Here is an 18,848-nt window from a genome sequence, read left to right as displayed (position 1 = left end):
AATTCTTTTATTTTTGTCTTAAATTTGTCGCTTTTTGAAAGACTAACCTGTTTAGTTCATATAATTGAAAACAATTTCTTGTTTTTATATAATTTAATAAAGTAAATAGATAAGGAGGTTATATGGATTTAGAAAAATTAAGGGGGAAATTAATTGTATCGTGCCAAGCCTTAGATGATGAGCCTCTTCATTCTAGTTTTATTATGGGAAAAATGGCTCTTGCTGCAAAAATCGGCGGAGCAAGTGGTATTCGTGCTCAATCTGTTGAGGATATTAAAGAAATTCAAAAACAAGTTGACTTACCAATTATTGGAATTATTAAAAAAAATTATCCTGACAGCGAAGTTTATATCACTCCAACTAAAAAAGAAATTGAAGAATTAATTGATTCTAAGTGCGAAATAATTGCTCTTGATGCAACTGATAGGAAAAGGCCAAATGATGAAAAATTAATAGATTTACTCAAATTAATTCATGACAATAATATTTATGCCATGGCGGATTGTTCTACGATTGATGAATGTAAAAACGCTTTAGATCTTGGCTTTGATATTATTTCAACAACTCTTTTTGGCTACACTTCTTATAGTAATAATTTTGATGGTCCTGATTTTGAGTCTATTAAAAAAATTGTAGAATTTTCAAACAAGCCTGTTATAGCTGAAGGCAAAATTAATACGCCAGAAGATTTAAAAAAAGTTTTTGCTTGTGGGGTATTTTCTGCTGTAGTTGGTTCTGCAATTACTAGACCTCAATTAATAACCCAAAAATTTGCTGATGTTTTAAAAAAATAATTTAGGAGGAAATATGTTTAAGTATTTACAAAAAGTCGGCAAGGCTTTTATGCTACCGATAGCGTTGTTGCCTGCCGCAGGTTTACTTTTAGGAATTGGTGGTGCTTTTTCATCACAAGCTACAATTGATGCCTATCCTTTTTTAGCAAATAGTGTTTTACAAACTATTTTTAAGGTTATGGCTGGTGCTGGTAATATAATTTTTGCAAATCTTGCCATGCTTTTGTGTATTGGTATTATGGTTGGTCTTGCAAACAGAGAAAAAGGAGTTGCAGCTCTTGCTGGTGCCGTTGGATTTTTGGTAATGAATGCAACTATATCAACTCTTCTTTCAATTTTTAATCCAGATGGAGATCCAATTGATACTGGTGTTGTTGGTGCTTTGGTTATTGGTCTTATTGCAGTTTATCTTCACAATAATTATTACAATATTCAATTGCCACAAGTTCTAGGATTTTTTGGTGGATCAAGATTTGTTCCTATAGTTACATCTTTTGTTGCAATTATTGTCGGAGTATTTTTCTTTATAGTTTGGCCACCTTTCCAACACTTATTAATTTCTGCTGGAAAATCTATTGCAAAGCTTGGTGTTTTTGGAACATTTTTATATGGAATGCTAATGAGATTATCTGGAGCTGTTGGACTTCATCACATGATTTATCCAATGTTTTGGTATACTGAACTTGGTGGTGTTGAAATGGTTGCTGGAGAGCAAATTGTTGGTGCTCAAAAAATATTTTTTGCTCAATTAGCTGATCCAAATCACGTTGGATTATTTACAGAAGGTACAAGATTTTTTGCAGGAAGATTTTCAACAATGATGTTTGGTTTGCCTGCAGCTGCTCTTGCTATGTATAAGAACGCAAAAGAAGAAAATAAGAAAAAATTAAAGGGATTATTTTTGGGAGTTGCTTTAACTTCATTTATTACAGGAATTACAGAACCTCTTGAATATATGTTCCTTTTCGTTCAACCACTTTTATATGTTTTCCATTCATTCTTAGACGGTTTATCATTCTTAATTGCTGATTTATTAAATATAAATATTGGAAATACATTTTCTGGTGGAGTAATTGACTTTATTTTATTTGGTGTACTCCAAGGAAATGAAAAGACTCACTGGTTATTAGAAATTCCATTTGGATTAATCTGGGCAGCTCTTTACTATTTCTCATTCTCTTTCTTAATAAAGAAATTTAATATAATGACACCAGGAAGAGGCGATGATGAAATAGCTGATGAAAAAGAAGTTAAAAAAGATTCAAATTCAAATCTTCACGAAGAAGCTCTTGTGATTTTAGATGCACTTGGTGGAAGTGAAAATATAATTGACGTTGACGCTTGTATAACAAGGCTAAGAGTAAATTTAAAAGATCCAAAAATTGTTGATAAAAATATTTTAAAACAAACAGGGGCAACAGGAGTTCTTGACGTGCCAGGAGGAGTTCAAGTAATCTATGGAGCAAAGGCAGTCTTATACAAAAATGAAATTAATGATATACTTGGAGTAGTTGATTAGAAGATTTCAATAAAAGAGGTAGCCATGATAAAAAATTCCGCCATTGTTGCTATAGTTGATAGTTATGATAAATTTACAGAAGTTGAAAAACTAATTGCCGATTATTTTATAAAAAATAAACACAAGGAAGATTTTTCAATAAAAAATATCAAAAACAAACTCCACGTTTCCGAATCATCCATAACAAGATTTTCACAAAAATGTGGTTTCAAGGGATATAGAGAATTTATTTACAGGTATGAAGAAGGATTTTTAAAAGGAATTTCCAAATCTTCATTTAATGTAGAAGAAGTTTTAAACACCTACGGAAGAATTTTAAATATGTTTCCATCCCTTATCGACAACGAACAAATTGATAGAATAGCAGATTTGATTATAAAATCAAAATCAGTATTGTTTGTGGGAATAGGAAGTTCGGGACTTGTAGCAAGAGAAATGCAATCAAGACTTACAAGGCTTGGAATTTTAGTAATGGCAATAGATTATCAAGATGAAATGAGAATGAGGGCAGTTTTTCAAAAAGAAAATTCTCTGCTTATTGGCATAAGCCTTTCAGCCAACAAAGAATCCGTTCTTTTCGCCCTAAAACAAGCCAAAGAAAACGGCGCAAAAACAATTCTTGTAACATCAAATTCAAAAGATAATTTTTCATTTGTGGACGAAAAAGTAATTATTCCAACAATAGAAGATTTGAGAGGTGGAAATATAATCTCCCCACAATTTCCAGTTCTAGTCTTTATGGATTTTTGCTACAATAAAATCATAAAAAATAACCTAGAAGATGATTACAGAAAACTTCTCCACAAAAAAACAATAGATGCCTTAGAAGAAGACAAAAAGTGAGCTATAAGCTCACTTTTTTTTGTGGAATAAATTATTTTATTTACAAATAGAATGTTTGGATTAGTAAAAGATTTAGATAATGCTTGAATTTATTTAATGATTAGATAAATTTAATTTAAGAGATCTATCGACCAAGCTCGAGATGGGTGGCTGATTTTATTTACTTTTAAGCTAAAGTTTTTATTTGATTTTGTATTTATTTTTGATTAACATTTTTAGCATTGTATTTTTATTATTAAATTTTTTTATCTTCAAAGTAAATAATAGCTTTTAATAATCTAAAATTTAATATTTGATTTTATACTTAGAGCATTTATTATATAATAATTCTTGTAAAGAGTACACCAACATAAGGAGTTTAGTAAATGTCAAAATTAAAAAAAGAAGAAATCTCCGCTAAAGGATTTTCTATTCAAGTTTATACAAAAGATTTTAAAAATGATTATTTAAGTCTAACAGATATAGCAAAATATAAAAACACAGATGACCCAAGATTTGTTATTCAAAACTGGATGAGAAATAGGAACACTCTTGAATTTATAGGCTTATGGGAGGTTCTTAACAATCCGAAATTTAACCGTGTGCAATTCGACACCTTTAGAAACGAGTCAGGACTAAACAGATTTACAATGACACCAAGTAAATGGATAGAATCAACACAAGCTATTGGTATAGTTTCAAAAGCTGGTAGATATGGTGGTACTTATGCTCATTATGATATAGCAATGGAATTTGCATCTTGGCTTTCCCCAGAATTTAAACTATATATTATTCAAGATTATAAGAGATTAAAGGCAGATGAAAATTCAAATTTATCATTAACATGGAATCTACATAGAGAAATATCAAAAATAAATTATAAAATCCATACAGATGCTATAAAAGAATATTTGCTAGATGATTTGACGAATGAGCAATTATCTTTTAAATATGCAAATGAAGCTGATATGCTTAATGTGGCTCTCTTTAATAAAAGAGCAAAACAGTGGCGAGAAGAAAATCCTAATTTGAAAGGAAATATGAGGGACTATGCAAATCTAAACGAGCTTTTAGTACTTGCAAATATGGAAAGCTACAATGCAGTCCTAATAAGAAAAGGCGTTGGACAAAAAGAAAGAATGATGGAGCTTAGAAATCTAGCTAGAACTCAAATGATATCACTTGAAAATCTTAATTCAGAAATAAAAAAATTAAAATAAATCTAAGTAATTTCAAAGTAATTACATAAATAAAAAAACAACCCATCTCGAGCTTGTCGAGAGATCTCTTTTGTTAGATATTTCTGTATATTTAACTAATTTTGAGATTTCTCTTTGCTCTGATGGGTTTTTGTTTTATAATCCTAATTTTTCATCTACTACTTCTTTGTTAAAGCCTACAATGTCTTCTCCGTCTATATTTATTACCGGAACTCCTCTGTGGCCATTTTCTACTAGATAGTCGATTGCGCTTCTATCTTCGTCTACGTTTTTTTCTTCAAAATCTATATTATTTTCTTTTAAATAATTTTTTGCTGCCTTACAATGTGGGCAGGTGTTTGATGTGTAAATTGTTACTTTTTTCATATTTTCTCCAATCTTTTTTTATAAATCTATTTTTCTAACATCATTATTATACTCAAATGATAATCTCTTTCAATCTACCCTTTTATTTTTTCAAATTCATTGGCTATTTTTATAAAATCGTCAAGGGAAAGATTTTCTGCTCTGAGATTTTCTTTTAAGTCTAATTTTCCCAATATTTCTTTTAAATCTTCTTTTTCTATCACACTTGATAGGGAATTTAATATGGTTTTTCTTCTTTTATTAAAGCCTGCTCTTACTACATTAAATAGGGTATTTGTATTAACATTTTTATCATACAATCTCAAATTTAATTTTAAAACTTGGGAATCTATTTTTGGTTGGGGCATAAAAACTGATTTTGGTACCTTGAATTGACCTGTAATTTCTGCATAATATTTTATAAAAACTGAAAGTGATGAATAATCCTTGCTTTTTTCATCTGCTTTCATCCTATCTGCCACTTCTTTTTGGACCATAATTGTCATGTCCTTGCATGAAAGATTTTCTTCAAATAATTTTTCAATTATTGGAGTTGTTATATAATATGGCAAGTTTGAAACAACTTTAAAATCTTCTCCATCAAATTTTTCTTTGGCAATTTTTTCAAGGTCAGTTTTTAAAATATCTGCATTTATTATTTCTACATTTGAAAATTCGCCAAGATTGTCATTTAAAATTGGAATAAGAGTCTTATCTATTTCTATTACAACAAGTTTTTTGCAAGTTTTTGCAATCTCTTGGCTTATTGTTCCAATCCCCGGCCCAATTTCCAAAATATTTTCGCCATCTACTTCTGATAAGTCTATAATTTTATCAACAAAATTTTTGTCTACCAAAAAATTTTGTCCTAAAGATTTGCTAAATTTAAAACCGTAAAGGTCTTGGATTAATTTTATTGTTTTTGGTGAATATAATTTTTTCATAATTTTTCAACCGCACTTTCAAATTCTTCTCGACTTATGCCAAAGGAATTTAGTTTTGATAAAAGTTGCTTGGAATTAAAATATCCTATGGATAAAATATCGCCAAGTTTTTCTCTTCTGTTTCTGCTGTCATTTGTAAGGGTAAGATTATTGTCCAAAAGGTCTTTCATGGTAAATTCTTCTCTTTTTTGACAAGTTGAGGCGTGGGCGTTTTTGAGTGCATCAATTATATCTTCTTTTGAGGCGTTTTCTACTCCCAAATCTCCCTTTTTGATTGCTTTTTTCCTATCTAGATAGGCGTGCTTAGCATTTGGAATTTCTTTGGAAATTTTTGCCCTAATTTTTTTTCCTGCAAAATCCGGATCGGTAAAAATTATTATTCCACACCTTTTGTCAATTTCTTTTAATTTTTCAATCAAATCTTTTCCAAAAGCAAGACCGTTTGTCGCAATGATTTCGCAATCAACTGCTGATTTTATATTACTTATATCGTCTTTTCCTTCAACTACTATTGTTTCTTTTATCATATTACCTACTTTATATTAAAAAATTCCATAGCATTTTTGCTTGTTCTTTTTGCAAGTTTTGATAATTTAATCCCACGAAGATTTGCAATTTCTCTTGCAACTTCCACAATTTTTCTCGGATCATTTCTCTTTCCTCTGTAAGGTTCTGGAGAAAGATATGGGGAATCTGTTTCAAGCATGAGCTTATCCAAATCTACATTTATGGCTGCATTTTTTTCATTGTCAGCGTTTTTGTAAGTTACAACTCCACCAATTGAAATATAATATCCTCTTTTCATACATTCCATAAGATGGATATATGAATAAGAAAAACAGTGAATTTGAACTTTTAAATCCGGATAATCTTTTAAAATTTCCAAACAATCATCAACCGAATCTCTGGAATGAATTACGACTGGAAGCTTTAATTTTCTTGCAAGATCTAACTGCTTGATAAAAATTTCTTTTTGCTCATCCTTGTTGTCATCTTGCCAATAATAATCAAGTCCTATTTCTCCAATTGCTACAACTTTTGGATTTTTTGCCAAATCTTCTAATTTTTCTATATCTCCATCTTTAAAAGAATCTATATTTTGAGGATGAAAACCAACTTGGGCAAATAAATTGTCATATTTTTTTGAAAGATTTAAAACATCAATTGAATCTTCTAAATCGCAAGCCGGCATTATCACATATTTTACAGCAAAATTAGACAGATCCTTTATAAGAAAAGATCTGTCCTCATTAAAATCATCACTCGTTAAATGGGCGTGTGAATCTATTAATTTCATTAAGAAATCACCGTACCTGGTTTGCAGTCTTTGATTGTTGTAAGTAAAACTGCATCATCTCCTGCAGCAAGAAGCATTCCTTCTGATAAAATCCCTCTCATTTTTACAGGTTTTAAGTTTTTGATTACAGCAATATTTTTGCCAACTAATTCTTCTTTTTTGTAGAATTCTTTTATGCTTGAAACAATTGTTCTTGTTTCACTCCCAATATCAACTTTAAAAACAAGAAGTCTATCGGCATCTGGGTGGTCGTTTACTTCCAAAATTTTTCCTACAACAAGGTCAAGTTTGTCAAAATCATCAATTTTAATTTGTGATTTTGATTGGCTTTCCTCTTCTTTTTCTTCCTTTTTAACTCCAAGTCTTTTCTCAACAAGTTTATTATTTAAGGCATGAAGTTTTTCAAGTTCTTTTTCTGTATCAAGTCTGTTAAATAAATTTTCGCCTTTACTAACTTTAGTTCCTTCTTTAATCAAACCAAATTTATGAGCAGATTCAAAACCTTGATTTTCTACTCCCAATTGTTTTAAAATTTCTTCTGTTGTATTTCTCATAACAGGCTCAAGCATTTGAGCGATAATTCTTAAAGATTCGGCAAGATTATATAAAACTGTATTTAATCTGTCATATTTTTCTTCACGACCCAAAATCCATGGCTCAGTTTGGTCAACATACTTATTTGATCTTCTTACAAGATTCCACAAACATTCCAAAGCCTCATTAAACTTAAATTCATCCATTAATTTTGTAAAATCTTCATAAGTTTTTTCAGCCAAGGCAATCAATTCGCCATCAATTTCATCTTCTTCCAAGCCTTTTTTAATAATTCCATCATTGTATTTTGAAATCATTGAAACGGTTCTTGAAAGTAAGTTTCCCAAATCATTTACAAGGTCAGAATTGTACCTATCCATAAATTTCTTTGAAAGGAAGTTTCCATCAGCTCCAAAATTAAATTCACGAAGTAGGAAATATTTCAAAGAATCTGTTCCATACAATTCTACAAGTGGCTCTGGATACATAATATTTCCCTTAGATTTACTCATCTTGTCATTGTCAAACAAAATCCAACCATGAGCAAAAACTTTTTTTGGAAGTGGAATATCTAAAGCCATCAAAAGTGCTGGCCAAATTATTGTATGAAATCTTACAATATCTTTTCCAATTAAATGAACACCGGCTGGCCAATATTTATTAAATTTTTCCATATCATAACCATAACCAATAGCTGTCAAATAACAAGATAAGGCGTCAATCCAAACATAAACAACGTGTTCATTGTCAAAAGGAACATCAACACCCCAATCAAAAGTATTTCTAGATACAGAAAGATCTTCAAGTCCCTTGTCAATAAAATTATTTAACATTTCATTTTGCCTAAATTTTGGCTCAAGAAATTCTGGATGGTCTTTGAAAAGTTCCTTTAATCTGTCAGTATAATTTGAAAGTCTAAAAAAATATGATTCTTCTTTACGATGATTAACTCCTCTGCCACAATCAGGACAATTTCCATCATCAAGTTGGCTTTCAGTAAAATAAGATTCGCAAGATTCGCAATAATATCCGTCATAATGGCCCTTGTAAATATCTCCCTTATCATACAAATATTGGAAAATATTTTTTACATTTTCTTCATGTTTTGGATCAGTTGACCTAATAAATGAATCATAATCAATATCAAGTTTTTTAAGCAAAACTTTTGTTTCTCCTGCAATTCTATCAACAAATTCTTGAGGCTCAGATCCATGAGAAAGAGCTGCATTCATTATTTTTTGACCGTGTTCGTCAGTTCCAGTTGTAAGATAAGCATCAAATCCCCTGAGTGCCTTATATCTTTTCAAAACATCAGCAATAACTGAAGTATAAACATTACCAATATGAAGGTTGCTATTTGGATAATATATTGGCGTTGTTATATAATAAGCTTTTTTATCCATAAATTCTCCTTTTTAAAATTAATAAAACTAAATTTCTTTTTATATATACCTATATTATAGCGTTTTTGTCTATTTTTTCCAATTTAAAATATATAAGAAAAAATTGGCAAAATATAAAACAGAATTTAAAATTAAAATTGTAAAAAATATTTATAAGAAAATATAACTTTAAATTAGAAGAAAAAATTATTGGATTCAATTAGAAAAATATGAAATAAAAAAAGCACAAAAAAACCAGAGTAAGCTTTAATGCTCACTCTGGTAATAGGTCAAAATGCTTTTCTTATTAGAAAAGCAAATTTGTCTTTATTTATTATTTATTAGTCAACAGCTACCATAACGTTGCTTGCTTTAATTACAGCATAAGCTTCTTTGCCTTCTTCAAGACCAAGTTCTTTGATAGCGTTGTTTGTAATAGATGATGTGATTATAGTTCCGTTTCCTATATCGATTTTAACAATTCCATTAACTGCACCTTCAACAACTTCTACTACTTTTCCTTTGATTGTATTTCTAGCTGAAATTTTCATAATGTTCTCCTTAAATTTTATTTTTCTAAATTATTATACCCCAAATTTCCTGATATAAATTTTTTCAAAAAATGCTACTGCTTAATTTTATTTTAAAATAAAATATTATCTAAACTTGTATTCGTCTAAGCTCTATTCTTATTTTATTGTAACCTTGTGGAAGGTTTTTTTGCCTTTTTTTACAATTATTTTTCCATCTTCAAACAAGTCTTCATTTATTTCAAATCTTGGGTCAGTTATTTTTTCATCATTTATGCTTACTCCACCGCCCTTTACTGAATCTCTTGCTTGAGAATTTGATTTTGTTAATCCTAACTTTGTAAGTAGGGTTAATATTCCCATTGGGAGTTCTTCTTTTTCTATTTCAGTTGTTGGCATTGCTGATTCATCTCCAGCTCCAGAGAACAAAGCTTTTGATGCTTCTAGGGCTTCTTTTGCTTTTTCTTCTCCGTGAATTAATTTTGTAATTTCAAATGCCAAAACTTCTTTTGCATGATTAATTTCTTTTGCATCTTTGCCGTTTCCTAATTTTCTACATTCAGCAGTTGGAAGGAAAGTTAACATCAAAAGAAATTTTTCTACGTCCCTGTCGTCAACATTTCTCATGTATTGGAAAAGCTCATAAGCTGAAGTTTTTTCTTCATCAAGCCAAACAGCTCCCTTTTGACTTTTGCCCATTTTTACGCCATCAGCAGTTGTAAGTAATTTGAAAGTCATTCCATAAACTTTTGCGTCTTCTTTTTTTCTAATCAAATCATAACCACCGATTATATTTGACCATTGATCAGATCCACCAATTTCCAAAGTACAATTGTGTCTTCTAAATAGTTCTAGAAAATCGTAAGATTGCAAAAGCATATATGAAAATTCAAAAAATGTAAGACCCTTGTCCATCCTATTTTTGTAGGCATCTTTTTTGAGCATTTCATTTACAAGGAAATTTGATCCAACATCTCTTAGAAAATCTATAAAAGGAAGATTTAAAAGCCAATTTGCATTATTTTCAATTATAGCCTTGTCGCCAGAATCTTCTCCCTCATTTTCAAATTCCAAAAATCTTTGAAATTGTTTATAAAAACAATTTGCATTGTGGTTAATTTTCTCCTTTGTCATAACCATTCTCATATCACTTCTTCCAGAAGGATCCCCAATCATTGTAGTTCCTCCACCAAGAAGAGCGATTGGTCTGTGGCCATAATTTTGCATTCTCATCATAACCATAATTTGGATAAGATGACCTACTGTTAAAGAATCAGCAGTTGCATCAAAGCCACAATAAAAAGTTAATTTTTCATTTTTTAATTTTTCAGCCAACTCTTCTTCATCAGTTGCAGCCTCAAAATATCCACGATCTTTTAATTCATCAAATACATTATCATATTCTTTTTCGTATTGAAATTTCATTTTTTTCTCCTTTATTTTTAAGTACAAAAAAAGAGTATAAGAAGGCATCTTGATGCGGTACCACTTCTTTTTATACTCCACACTTTCACTAAGTAGAAAGCCAACTTTGGACAAAGAATTTTGTAATTTCAAAAAAATTATCCCAAATTTTTCCTACTGTAAACCCTATAAGTCCTATTTACTTAAAATTAATTATACAATATTGCTTGATTTTTTCAAATTTTTCAAAAAATTTATAATCTATACCAAGATTTTTCCTTTAAATTTTCAAAATTTTTCCTATTATCAACATTCATTTTCCCATCAAAATCAATCTCATAAGAAATATTTTTACCCAAATGAGGAAATTTTATAAAAGCTTTTCTAGATTCTTCAACGATTTCAAAAACTTCAATTTCATCCCAAGGCATAAGAATAAAATCGCCCTTAGTAGAATTTGAAATTTCCTTTTCAAAAACTCCCTTCTCATTAAAATGCAAAAGAAAGGTCCTTGAAGAATCTACTGTGTTATACAAATTACTAAAAAATAATTTCAAAAATCCCTTGCCAGTTGAATTATGTTTAATAGCAAATAAATACGAGTCAGTATTTTTGAATTTTTCATATATTTTTTCCCTAAATTCATTCACATCATTAAATAAAAATCCCATTTTCTCTCCTTATTTAAAAATAAAAACCTCTTTGATGTCCTTATCCAAAACCTTGCAAATTTTGTAGGCAGTTTCAAGACTTGGACTAATAGTATTATTTTCATAAGCCATAATCGACCTTCTTTTAAGCCCAACAAGCTTTGCCAATTTGTGCTGAGAAAGATTTTTCTCTTTCCTAAATTCCCTAATCCTATTTTCAATCTCAACTTCCATATCAAAATCCTTGGTTACATTTTTAGTACATTTTTTGTTACATTTATAGTACCATAATAATAAATTTTTGTAAAATTTAAAAAAATATAATTTTAATAGGTAAAAACTTTAATTTCATTGATAAAGTAAAATAAAATCCAAAAAACAAAAGAGATCTCTCCACGCACTCCACTTAGTTTCGTTTGGTCGAGAGATATCATTTATTAATTTTATCCAATTATTCACAAAATCCTTTAGAAAAAAATCTCTGCTCAAAACTAAAAAAAATAAAAACAGGAACTTTCGCTCCTGTTTTTGCTAATCGATTTATATTTTTTTGTAATTATTTTTAGCTTAAAAATCTATTTTTTTGCCGTAATATGCAGCCTCATAGATTTTTTTAATATCTTCTGGAGAAGTTTCTCTTGGATTTGTCAAAGTACAAGCATCTTTGAATGCATTTTCACTCATTTTATCCAAAACTTCTAAGAATTTATCTTCTTCAATTACAGTGTTTTTGCCATCTTTTATATTTGCAGTAAGTCCTACAGAAGCATTTAATTTTCTGATTTCTTCTGCAATATCATCAATTCCTAGGATTTTTTCTAATTCATCATATCTATCTGTTGATTTTCTATTGTAATCAATGATGTATGGAAGCATAATTGCATTTGCTTCTCCGTGTGTTAAGTGGAAAATTCCTCCGATTTTGTGAGCCATTGAGTGAACTATTCCAAGTGATGCATTTGAAAATGCCATTCCTGCAAGAGTTGATGCATCGTGCATTTTTTCTCTAGCATCTATATCTTCGCCATTGTCATAAGCTTTTTTAAGATTTCCAAAAACAAGCTCAATTGCTCTGATTGCAAGTGGAGATGTATAATCATCTGCTGCTGTTGAAACGAAAGCTTCAACTGCGTGAGTCATAACGTCCATTCCTGTTTGAGCTGTAATTAATGGTGGCATTTTGCTTGCAATAACCGGATCACAAATTGCTACATCTGGAACAAAATCAGGATGAACCAATGGATATTTAATTTCTTTTTCTGTATCAGTTATAACAGAAAATGCTGTGATTTCTGAAGCAGTTCCTGATGTTGATGGAATACAAGCCATTTTTGCCTTTGTTCTAAGTGGTGGGTTATCAAAAGCTGCCAATTTTTCAAAACTATATCCAGGATGTTCATAGAATATCCACATAGCTTTTGCAGCATCCATTGCAGAGCCACCACCAATTGGAATAATCCAATCAGGACCAAATTCTTCCATTTTTTTGCCACCTTCAAGACAAGTTTTTACAGAAGGATCAGGTTCAACACCATCAAGAATCATAACTTCCATACCAGCTTCTTCCAAATATTTTTTAGCTTGGTCCAAAAAACCAAATTTTTTCATAGAATGTCCACCAGTAACAAGAACAGCTTTCTTGCCCTCTAAATTTTTTAAATATTCAAGACTGTCCACACCGTGAACAATAGTTCTAGGAACTTGAAATGTTGTAATAGTCATAATTTTCTCCTTATAAATTTTCTTTGTTAATCTTTTATCACTATCATTATATGAGATTGCCCTTAAATGTCAACATTATTTTTATCTAACAGATAATTTTTGTTATATGAATAACATTATTAAAATTTATCAGAATACTTAAAAAATCTAAATTTTTCTATTCATTTAATAGGATATAATACGGCTTAAATATGATAAAAATATTTAAATCTATAGTTGTATTAAAATCTAAACTATATTAATAGAAATAGATTATTAAAATTATAATAAAAATAAACAAAAAAATAGATGTAACGCTTACAAATTATTTGTTAACATCTATTTATAGTTAGTTTGATATTATATTTAATTTTATAAATAAAGATAATACAATTACCTTATAATTTTTAATATTTATTATCAATTAAAACAGTTCCTATTATATTAGCATCAACTTTTCTGAGATTATCAACTGTTTTTAGTAACTCTTCAGTGGTTGTCGAATTTGATTTAACTGCAATTACTATTCCATCTGCCATAGTAGATACTATTGCTGCATCAGCAAAAATTCCAGCTGGAGGAGTATTAATTATAACATAATCATAAATATCACTAAGTTTTTTTAATAACAATCTCATATCTTCTGAATCTAATATTTCTGATGATTCATCTGTATTAATACCTGAAATTAAGATATTTAATTTATCACAATTATCATCTTCTATCAAGCAAGATTTTAAATCTTTTTTATTAGCTATTATATCTTCAATTATTCCCTTTTGATTCTTAAATGGTAATATTTTTGATAATTCATTTTCTTTTAAATTCAAATCTAAAAGAACAACTTTTTTTCCAATTTTAGAAAAAGATCTACTCAGATAATAAACTAACTCAATTTTTCCTTTATTTTCCTTACAAGAAGTTATTGCTATAATTTTATCAGAGTTTTTATGAGAAATATTAGTTCTAATAAATCTAATTGATTCTTTATAAAAATCTATGCTATTATTTATTTCAAGATTATTCATCTAACCTCTCCTATCTTTTCTTTCTGGTAAAGATCCTAAATATGGAATATCTAATACTTCTCTAAGATCCTTCTCTGATTTGATTATTGGATCTTTCATATATACAAGTAACAATATAATATTAATGCTTATGAAAGCTAATGCAAATATTAAAACTGTAATTTTCTTAAGACTAGGCGTTTTTGGATTTTCATCTCTTATTGCCTTATCTAAGATTTTTACAGATTCTATTTCTTCTAACTTATCAATATTATCCTTGGAAACTTTACATAATTCATTTACAATAGATGCAGCAATTTCAGCATCTTTACTAACAGCACTTATTTCAATTATCTGTGTATTAGATTTTACATCTATATTAACATTATCCTCAAATTCTTTATATCCCAAATTTATATTTAAGTTTTTTATTACTTGCTCTGCGACTGATCTTGTTTTCAAAAGTTCAGCATAATTATTAATTGCTTTTAACTCTTTTTGAGAATTATCTGCTGTAGAATTTAATTCATTTGTATCTTCTTTTATATTAACAATGATTGAACCTTTTGATTCATATTGTGGATTTACAAAGTATGATAAGGAAATATTACCTATTAAAGATAAAATAATACTAATAATCAAGGTTTTAACAAAATTATTTTTAAAAATTTCTAAAAGTTCAAATAAATCTATTTCTTCGTTCATATATTTTCCTTTCGTAATAATAATTTTATAAATTTCTTTTTTATCTAAATTTTATAATATACATAAGTAATCGTATAATATTTTACTTTATTATATAAACAAATGTCAATACATAATCCTTAAATTTACAATATATCTTATGTTTATTCTTATAGTAAAATATAAATCTAAATAATAACTCTATAAAATTAATTATATAAAAATATCAGCTCATATACGAGCCGATATAAATTTATTTAATTTTTTAACTTTATATATGATATTAGGAATTTAAACTCTCTTTTAAAGAATAAAAAAGCAGTTATAAAATATACAATCAAAACTATTAAACTGTGTATACTAGCTCCCAATATAAGATTTACAAAATTTTCTTCATTAATTCTTATTAAATTACACATTAAAATTGCTACTATTGTAGCAATGCTTATTATTATAAGTTTTTTATAATATATACGTGGCTTTCTATTTGGCAATATTTTTTTAGTATATCTTACTTGAAAAATCATTCTGTATAACATAGCTATAGCTGTTCCAATAGCAACACCTATCAATCCAATTTTATTAACTATTATTACTGAAATAACTATATTAATAAAAGCCTCTATAAAAGCAGGTACTGTTATTTCTTTAAATTTATTTGCTGTATATGCAATACTTAAATGTGGATACTTTAATAAATATAAAGCTTCAGCAAGTACTATTACATATCCAAATATTGGCTGACAATAGTTCGCATCATTTATTTTTTTTGTATAAACCATAACGAAAGGAGTAATTTGAATTGAGGCAACTGTAAACAAAAATCCAACTAAAAAGAATATAACAAACTCATACAGATCCATTTTGAAATTTATATCGTTTGAATCATTTTTAGCATAAGAATGTCCAATAGTTGGCTCTATACCTGAAGATATAGATTTTACCAGACTACCTAAACCATTTATAACAAGTGAATATACATAATAAACTGAAACTATCTTTAAATTTGTAAAGATGGTTAGTATTGTTATATCCGTACTTGTATGAATAAAATTTGCAACATTAATTGCAAATCCATTCCATCTTTCTTTAAGTAAAGTATTATCTTGTTTTTCACTCCATGATATATCGTAGTTTTTATTTACATATTTAGCATAAATTAGTGGTTGAAATACATACATGATTCCACTAATAAATTTTAAAATATGTATATTAGGGTATATCCTTGCGCTAATGTAAGTAAAAATTATGTTAAGTATAATTATTCCTACTTGAGTGAAAGATATTATATATAATTTCTTATCTGCTACCAAAAGTGTTTTTAATGTAAGCGAAAACATATACTGTATAAGCAATGTTATTGATAAAACTATAGTTAACCCTGAAGCAAATAAAAAATCAAAATCTTTATTTATAAATAATGGATATATTACAGCTAATACTAATGAATAAGCCATAAAAATATACCCTATTCTTCTGTAGAATATCTTTGATGTAACCAATATCCTACTTATCTTTGTTTTATCATTATCTAACAAAGGCTTATATAATGAAGCATATATTACTCCAGTTACACCACCTTCAATCAAAGCTATATAACTTAAAAATTGAGAAATTGAAGAAACAAGACCATTAACAGATGATCCAAAATATAATAATATTATTTTAGGAATTATAAAACCACTTATTATAGTTACTACTTGTAAAAATAAAGCAGATATTGAATTTAATAATGTAATTTTATTCTTCATTTTTCCACGCCCTCAATCCATGACTAATTCTATCTTCTTTCTTTGGAATTTTCATGTAATTTCCATAGTTAACTTTCAAGTAAGTATCATAATCACATACACCTCTTACAGTAATATCTTCGAATTTATAATCTTTAAAGTTTTCAAATAGTTTTGCTGGTATTACTTCTTTTTTTCCACTTGTTCCCCATACATTGTTTGCTATATAATTACTCTTTTTAGATTTTTCAGAAAAACTATTTAATTTCTTGGCAAAATAAGCTGAACCTTTATTAATTGCATATCTTCTTATCAGTGTATTTAATAAACATTTTTTCGCATTTATTTGCCATCCTCTTTCATAATATCTGGAAAAATAATAACATCTCCTAAGAAATTGATATATGTAAATAAAATATAATTTTTGTAATCTTTCTGGTACATAATCTACCGGAAAAATATCAATCCATAAATAATCTTTACTAAAACCACCATTTACTATTTCTATTACTTCGACTTTTTTATTAATTATCTTTAAAAATGGAATATCCGAGTTTCCTAAGCAAGCGCCTTCAGCTGATAAATTTTTCCCTATTCTATTTTTATCTTTTAAAATATTAATCAACTTATTATATTCAGATCTTTTCATACAAAGATCAATATCATCATCCCATGGTATAAATCCTTCATGGCGTACAGCACCTAGTAAAGTACCGTAAGAAATTGTATATTCTATTTGATTTTTTTTTAAGAATTGATCTATTGTATATAATAAGTTTAGCAATTCTTGATGAATTTGGCTGTCATTCAATTCAAGTTTGTTATTCATAATTTGCTCCAAAAAAGTTCATATTTTTTACATTTTAATCATATCTATATAATTTTTTTAATTTAAATTTTTTTATTGCTGCTGAATATACTATATAAGTAAATAAAACAGCTAATATTGGGAAAGGTTGTAACAATATTAAAAATACATCTGAAAAATTTCCTCTAGGGCTCCATAAAAGTTGTCTCATTATAAGGAAAATTGCCGCTTTAAAATAAATTTTTTTAGCTTTAACTCTATTAAACATAGCGAGTAACCAAGCATATAAAATGTTACCAAAAAAAACACCTACATACCCAAAATCATGATTTAGTTCAGCTATGTAAGATGTACCTGTACCTACACCATTTAAGTACTTATTTCCCATTAATGCATAAGATAAAGTATGTGATAAATTATATCCTTTTTGAGCATGTTCAACTGTATTTCCTACATATTGCTTAAAACCAAGCATCCTTCCAATTATACTTTCTGGTATAAAACTTAATGAATAATATCTATCCGAATTTAAAAGTTCTGATAAATTATAAGATCTTTTTATAACATTAATACTTACGCCTTGATCGTAGAAAAAATCAATAAAAATTTTAAATACATTGAAATTTTTTACATTTAAACCAGCTCTTAATTGTCCTACAACACCTAGTAAAATTATAAATAATGGAAAAGATAGACAAGCAGCTACTAAATATTTCTTTTCAATCCATATTTCTTCACTATTATTTTCCCTGTATACCAAATATACTATTATCCATAAAATACCAACAATAAAATTTGATCTATGACCTGTAAAAATTGTTAAGATCAAATAAATCAAATAAAATAATATTATCTTTTTGCATTGTTTTTTCTTTGGTAATGTTGCAAAAAATATAGCTACAAATATAGGTAGCATCTGCTCAAACTTATCAAATACATATATAATAATATTATTTTGCTGAATTGAAATCCCATCTCCAGTAAAAGTACTATAATAACCGTTACTTATTGCTAGATATGATTTAATTAAAGCATTGATTATACCAAGAGAATTTGATAAATAAAACAATTTTTTCGATATATCTCTAATAATATTTGTCCTTGTTGAATTTATATTATTAGTTTTATCAATATTGTTTTTATTCTCCTTACTAAAAAAAATATAAAATATAAAAATAGTAATAAGACTAATTAAAATAGCTAATTCTGCATGCATATTTGTTTTCTTTGAAAAATCTTCTACTTTATAAGAAAAAAATTTTTCTAAAAACTGTCTGCCTAATAGAAAATTAAAAAAACAAAATCCAAAAGTAAACAATGAAATTCTACATTTTAAATTTAAAAGAGAATAAATCATTAAATTAATCCAAACTAAAAATATCATGGATATCAAAAAACCTGGTTTAAATATGATAAATAAGGTTATAAAAAATATATTCAAAAAAATAATAAGAATATTTTTTAATTTTAATTGCAT

At 27.9% G+C, this 18,848-nt stretch carries 19 protein-coding genes; 4 read left to right on the top strand and 15 right to left on the bottom strand.

The features are described 5' to 3' along the window. Positions 1-122 precede the first annotated feature (122 nt). The 4 genes from HMPREF2782_RS07830 to HMPREF2782_RS07815 all read left to right on the top strand — a co-directional run bounded on the left by HMPREF2782_RS07830 (position 123) and on the right by HMPREF2782_RS07815 (position 4,355). On the top strand, positions 123-794 hold the full coding sequence (locus tag HMPREF2782_RS07830; protein WP_070642066.1) for an N-acetylmannosamine-6-phosphate 2-epimerase: 672 nt from the start codon (positions 123-125) through the stop codon (positions 792-794). Positions 795-807: 13 nt separating this feature from the next. After that, positions 808-2,313 carry a PTS transporter subunit EIIC gene (locus tag HMPREF2782_RS07825; protein ID WP_070642064.1) on the top strand — a complete coding sequence of 502 codons (1,506 nt, stop codon included), beginning with the start codon at positions 808-810 and terminating at the stop codon, positions 2,311-2,313. A gap of 24 nt (positions 2,314-2,337) precedes the next feature. Then, the gene (locus HMPREF2782_RS07820) at positions 2,338-3,156 is read left to right on the top strand and encodes a MurR/RpiR family transcriptional regulator (protein ID WP_019118702.1); all 819 of its coding nucleotides are present in this window, start codon (positions 2,338-2,340) and stop codon (positions 3,154-3,156) included. A gap of 365 nt (positions 3,157-3,521) precedes the next feature. After that, positions 3,522-4,355 (top strand): KilA-N domain-containing protein, encoded by an 834-nt coding sequence (locus tag HMPREF2782_RS07815; RefSeq protein WP_070642061.1) that lies wholly within the window; start codon positions 3,522-3,524, stop codon positions 4,353-4,355. Positions 4,356-4,490: 135 nt separating this feature from the next. Here HMPREF2782_RS07815 and HMPREF2782_RS07810 read toward each other — a convergent pair whose 3' ends face one another. From HMPREF2782_RS07810 to HMPREF2782_RS07740, 15 genes are all read right to left on the bottom strand, one after another. Beyond that, positions 4,491-4,721: a glutaredoxin family protein gene (locus HMPREF2782_RS07810; RefSeq protein ID WP_004839446.1), complete on the bottom strand. Its 231-nt coding sequence runs from the start codon at positions 4,719-4,721 to the stop codon at positions 4,491-4,493. Between the two features lie 74 nt (positions 4,722-4,795). Beyond that, on the bottom strand, positions 4,796-5,644 hold the full coding sequence (gene rsmA, locus HMPREF2782_RS07805; RefSeq protein ID WP_070642058.1) for a 16S rRNA (adenine(1518)-N(6)/adenine(1519)-N(6))-dimethyltransferase RsmA: 849 nt from the start codon (positions 5,642-5,644) through the stop codon (positions 4,796-4,798). Next, positions 5,641-6,171 (bottom strand): ribonuclease M5, encoded by a 531-nt coding sequence (rnmV, locus tag HMPREF2782_RS07800; RefSeq protein ID WP_070642055.1) that lies wholly within the window; start codon positions 6,169-6,171, stop codon positions 5,641-5,643. Before rnmV ends, rsmA begins: the two co-directional genes overlap by 4 nt. A gap of 5 nt (positions 6,172-6,176) precedes the next feature. Further along, entirely contained in the window at positions 6,177-6,941 is a 765-nt protein-coding gene (locus HMPREF2782_RS07795) for a TatD family hydrolase (RefSeq protein ID WP_070642052.1), read from the bottom strand. Further along, positions 6,941-8,878, bottom strand: a complete 1,938-nt coding sequence (metG, locus tag HMPREF2782_RS07790) for a methionine--tRNA ligase (protein ID WP_070642048.1) — start codon at positions 8,876-8,878, stop codon at positions 6,941-6,943. The genes HMPREF2782_RS07795 and metG overlap by 1 nt, the downstream gene beginning before the upstream one ends. 320 nt (positions 8,879-9,198) lie before the next feature. Further along, positions 9,199-9,408, bottom strand: coding sequence for a TOBE domain-containing protein (locus HMPREF2782_RS07785; protein ID WP_004839451.1), 210 nt, complete (start codon positions 9,406-9,408; stop codon positions 9,199-9,201). A gap of 138 nt (positions 9,409-9,546) precedes the next feature. After that, positions 9,547-10,812 carry a tyrosine--tRNA ligase gene (gene tyrS, locus HMPREF2782_RS07780; RefSeq protein WP_070642047.1) on the bottom strand — a complete coding sequence of 422 codons (1,266 nt, stop codon included), beginning with the start codon at positions 10,810-10,812 and terminating at the stop codon, positions 9,547-9,549. Between the two features lie 233 nt (positions 10,813-11,045). Beyond that, positions 11,046-11,462: a histidine kinase gene (locus tag HMPREF2782_RS07775; RefSeq protein WP_070642045.1), complete on the bottom strand. Its 417-nt coding sequence runs from the start codon at positions 11,460-11,462 to the stop codon at positions 11,046-11,048. 9 nt (positions 11,463-11,471) lie between these two features. Continuing rightward, positions 11,472-11,675, bottom strand: a complete 204-nt coding sequence (locus HMPREF2782_RS07770) for a helix-turn-helix transcriptional regulator (RefSeq protein WP_019118710.1) — start codon at positions 11,673-11,675, stop codon at positions 11,472-11,474. A gap of 333 nt (positions 11,676-12,008) precedes the next feature. Beyond that, positions 12,009-13,163, bottom strand: coding sequence for an iron-containing alcohol dehydrogenase (locus HMPREF2782_RS07765; RefSeq protein WP_019118711.1), 1,155 nt, complete (start codon positions 13,161-13,163; stop codon positions 12,009-12,011). Between the two features lie 386 nt (positions 13,164-13,549). After that, complete coding sequence (locus HMPREF2782_RS07760; protein WP_083304907.1) at positions 13,550-14,170, bottom strand: CpsD/CapB family tyrosine-protein kinase; 621 nt, start codon at positions 14,168-14,170, stop codon at positions 13,550-13,552. After that, positions 14,171-14,854 (bottom strand): YveK family protein, encoded by a 684-nt coding sequence (locus HMPREF2782_RS07755; RefSeq protein ID WP_070642041.1) that lies wholly within the window; start codon positions 14,852-14,854, stop codon positions 14,171-14,173. Between the two features lie 236 nt (positions 14,855-15,090). Beyond that, a complete protein-coding gene (locus HMPREF2782_RS07750; protein ID WP_070642038.1) occupies positions 15,091-16,584 on the bottom strand; it encodes a lipopolysaccharide biosynthesis protein in 1,494 nt (497 codons plus the stop codon). Then, positions 16,574-17,392 (bottom strand): LicD family protein, encoded by an 819-nt coding sequence (locus HMPREF2782_RS07745; protein WP_070642035.1) that lies wholly within the window; start codon positions 17,390-17,392, stop codon positions 16,574-16,576. Before HMPREF2782_RS07745 ends, HMPREF2782_RS07750 begins: the two co-directional genes overlap by 11 nt. 34 nt (positions 17,393-17,426) lie before the next feature. Further along, complete coding sequence (locus tag HMPREF2782_RS07740) at positions 17,427-18,848, bottom strand: O-antigen polysaccharide polymerase Wzy family protein (protein WP_070642032.1); 1,422 nt, start codon at positions 18,846-18,848, stop codon at positions 17,427-17,429.

Origin of the sequence: Anaerococcus sp. HMSC068A02 (genome assembly GCF_001811125.1) — a bacterium.
In the GTDB taxonomy this organism is placed as follows: Bacteria; Bacillota; Clostridia; order Tissierellales; family Peptoniphilaceae; genus Anaerococcus; species Anaerococcus vaginalis_C.
Note: the sequence above shows the minus strand (reverse complement) of the source record. Positions and strands in the feature narration are given on the sequence as shown.

Excerpts from the sequence above, each read along its gene's own strand:
- HMPREF2782_RS07830 (WP_070642066.1), top strand. The coding sequence starts at position 123 with ATGGATTTAGAAAAATTAAGGGGGAAATTAATTGTATCGTGCCAAGCC.
- HMPREF2782_RS07825 (WP_070642064.1), top strand. The coding sequence starts at position 808 with ATGTTTAAGTATTTACAAAAAGTCGGCAAGGCTTTTATGCTACCGATA.
- HMPREF2782_RS07820 (WP_019118702.1), top strand. The coding sequence starts at position 2,338 with ATGATAAAAAATTCCGCCATTGTTGCTATAGTTGATAGTTATGATAAA.
- HMPREF2782_RS07815 (WP_070642061.1), top strand. The coding sequence starts at position 3,522 with ATGTCAAAATTAAAAAAAGAAGAAATCTCCGCTAAAGGATTTTCTATT.
- HMPREF2782_RS07810 (WP_004839446.1), bottom strand. The coding sequence starts at position 4,721 with ATGAAAAAAGTAACAATTTACACATCAAACACCTGCCCACATTGTAAG.
- rsmA (WP_070642058.1), bottom strand. The coding sequence starts at position 5,644 with ATGAAAAAATTATATTCACCAAAAACAATAAAATTAATCCAAGACCTT.
- rnmV (WP_070642055.1), bottom strand. The coding sequence starts at position 6,171 with ATGATAAAAGAAACAATAGTAGTTGAAGGAAAAGACGATATAAGTAAT.
- HMPREF2782_RS07795 (WP_070642052.1), bottom strand. The coding sequence starts at position 6,941 with ATGAAATTAATAGATTCACACGCCCATTTAACGAGTGATGATTTTAAT.
- metG (WP_070642048.1), bottom strand. The coding sequence starts at position 8,878 with ATGGATAAAAAAGCTTATTATATAACAACGCCAATATATTATCCAAAT.
- HMPREF2782_RS07785 (WP_004839451.1), bottom strand. The coding sequence starts at position 9,408 with ATGAAAATTTCAGCTAGAAATACAATCAAAGGAAAAGTAGTAGAAGTT.
- tyrS (WP_070642047.1), bottom strand. The coding sequence starts at position 10,812 with ATGAAATTTCAATACGAAAAAGAATATGATAATGTATTTGATGAATTA.
- HMPREF2782_RS07775 (WP_070642045.1), bottom strand. The coding sequence starts at position 11,462 with ATGGGATTTTTATTTAATGATGTGAATGAATTTAGGGAAAAAATATAT.
- HMPREF2782_RS07770 (WP_019118710.1), bottom strand. The coding sequence starts at position 11,675 with ATGGAAGTTGAGATTGAAAATAGGATTAGGGAATTTAGGAAAGAGAAA.
- HMPREF2782_RS07765 (WP_019118711.1), bottom strand. The coding sequence starts at position 13,163 with ATGACTATTACAACATTTCAAGTTCCTAGAACTATTGTTCACGGTGTG.
- HMPREF2782_RS07760 (WP_083304907.1), bottom strand. The coding sequence starts at position 14,170 with ATGAATAATCTTGAAATAAATAATAGCATAGATTTTTATAAAGAATCA.
- HMPREF2782_RS07755 (WP_070642041.1), bottom strand. The coding sequence starts at position 14,854 with ATGAACGAAGAAATAGATTTATTTGAACTTTTAGAAATTTTTAAAAAT.
- HMPREF2782_RS07750 (WP_070642038.1), bottom strand. The coding sequence starts at position 16,584 with ATGAAGAATAAAATTACATTATTAAATTCAATATCTGCTTTATTTTTA.
- HMPREF2782_RS07745 (WP_070642035.1), bottom strand. The coding sequence starts at position 17,392 with ATGAATAACAAACTTGAATTGAATGACAGCCAAATTCATCAAGAATTG.
- HMPREF2782_RS07740 (WP_070642032.1), bottom strand. The coding sequence starts at position 18,848 with ATGCAATTAAAATTAAAAAATATTCTTATTATTTTTTTGAATATATTT.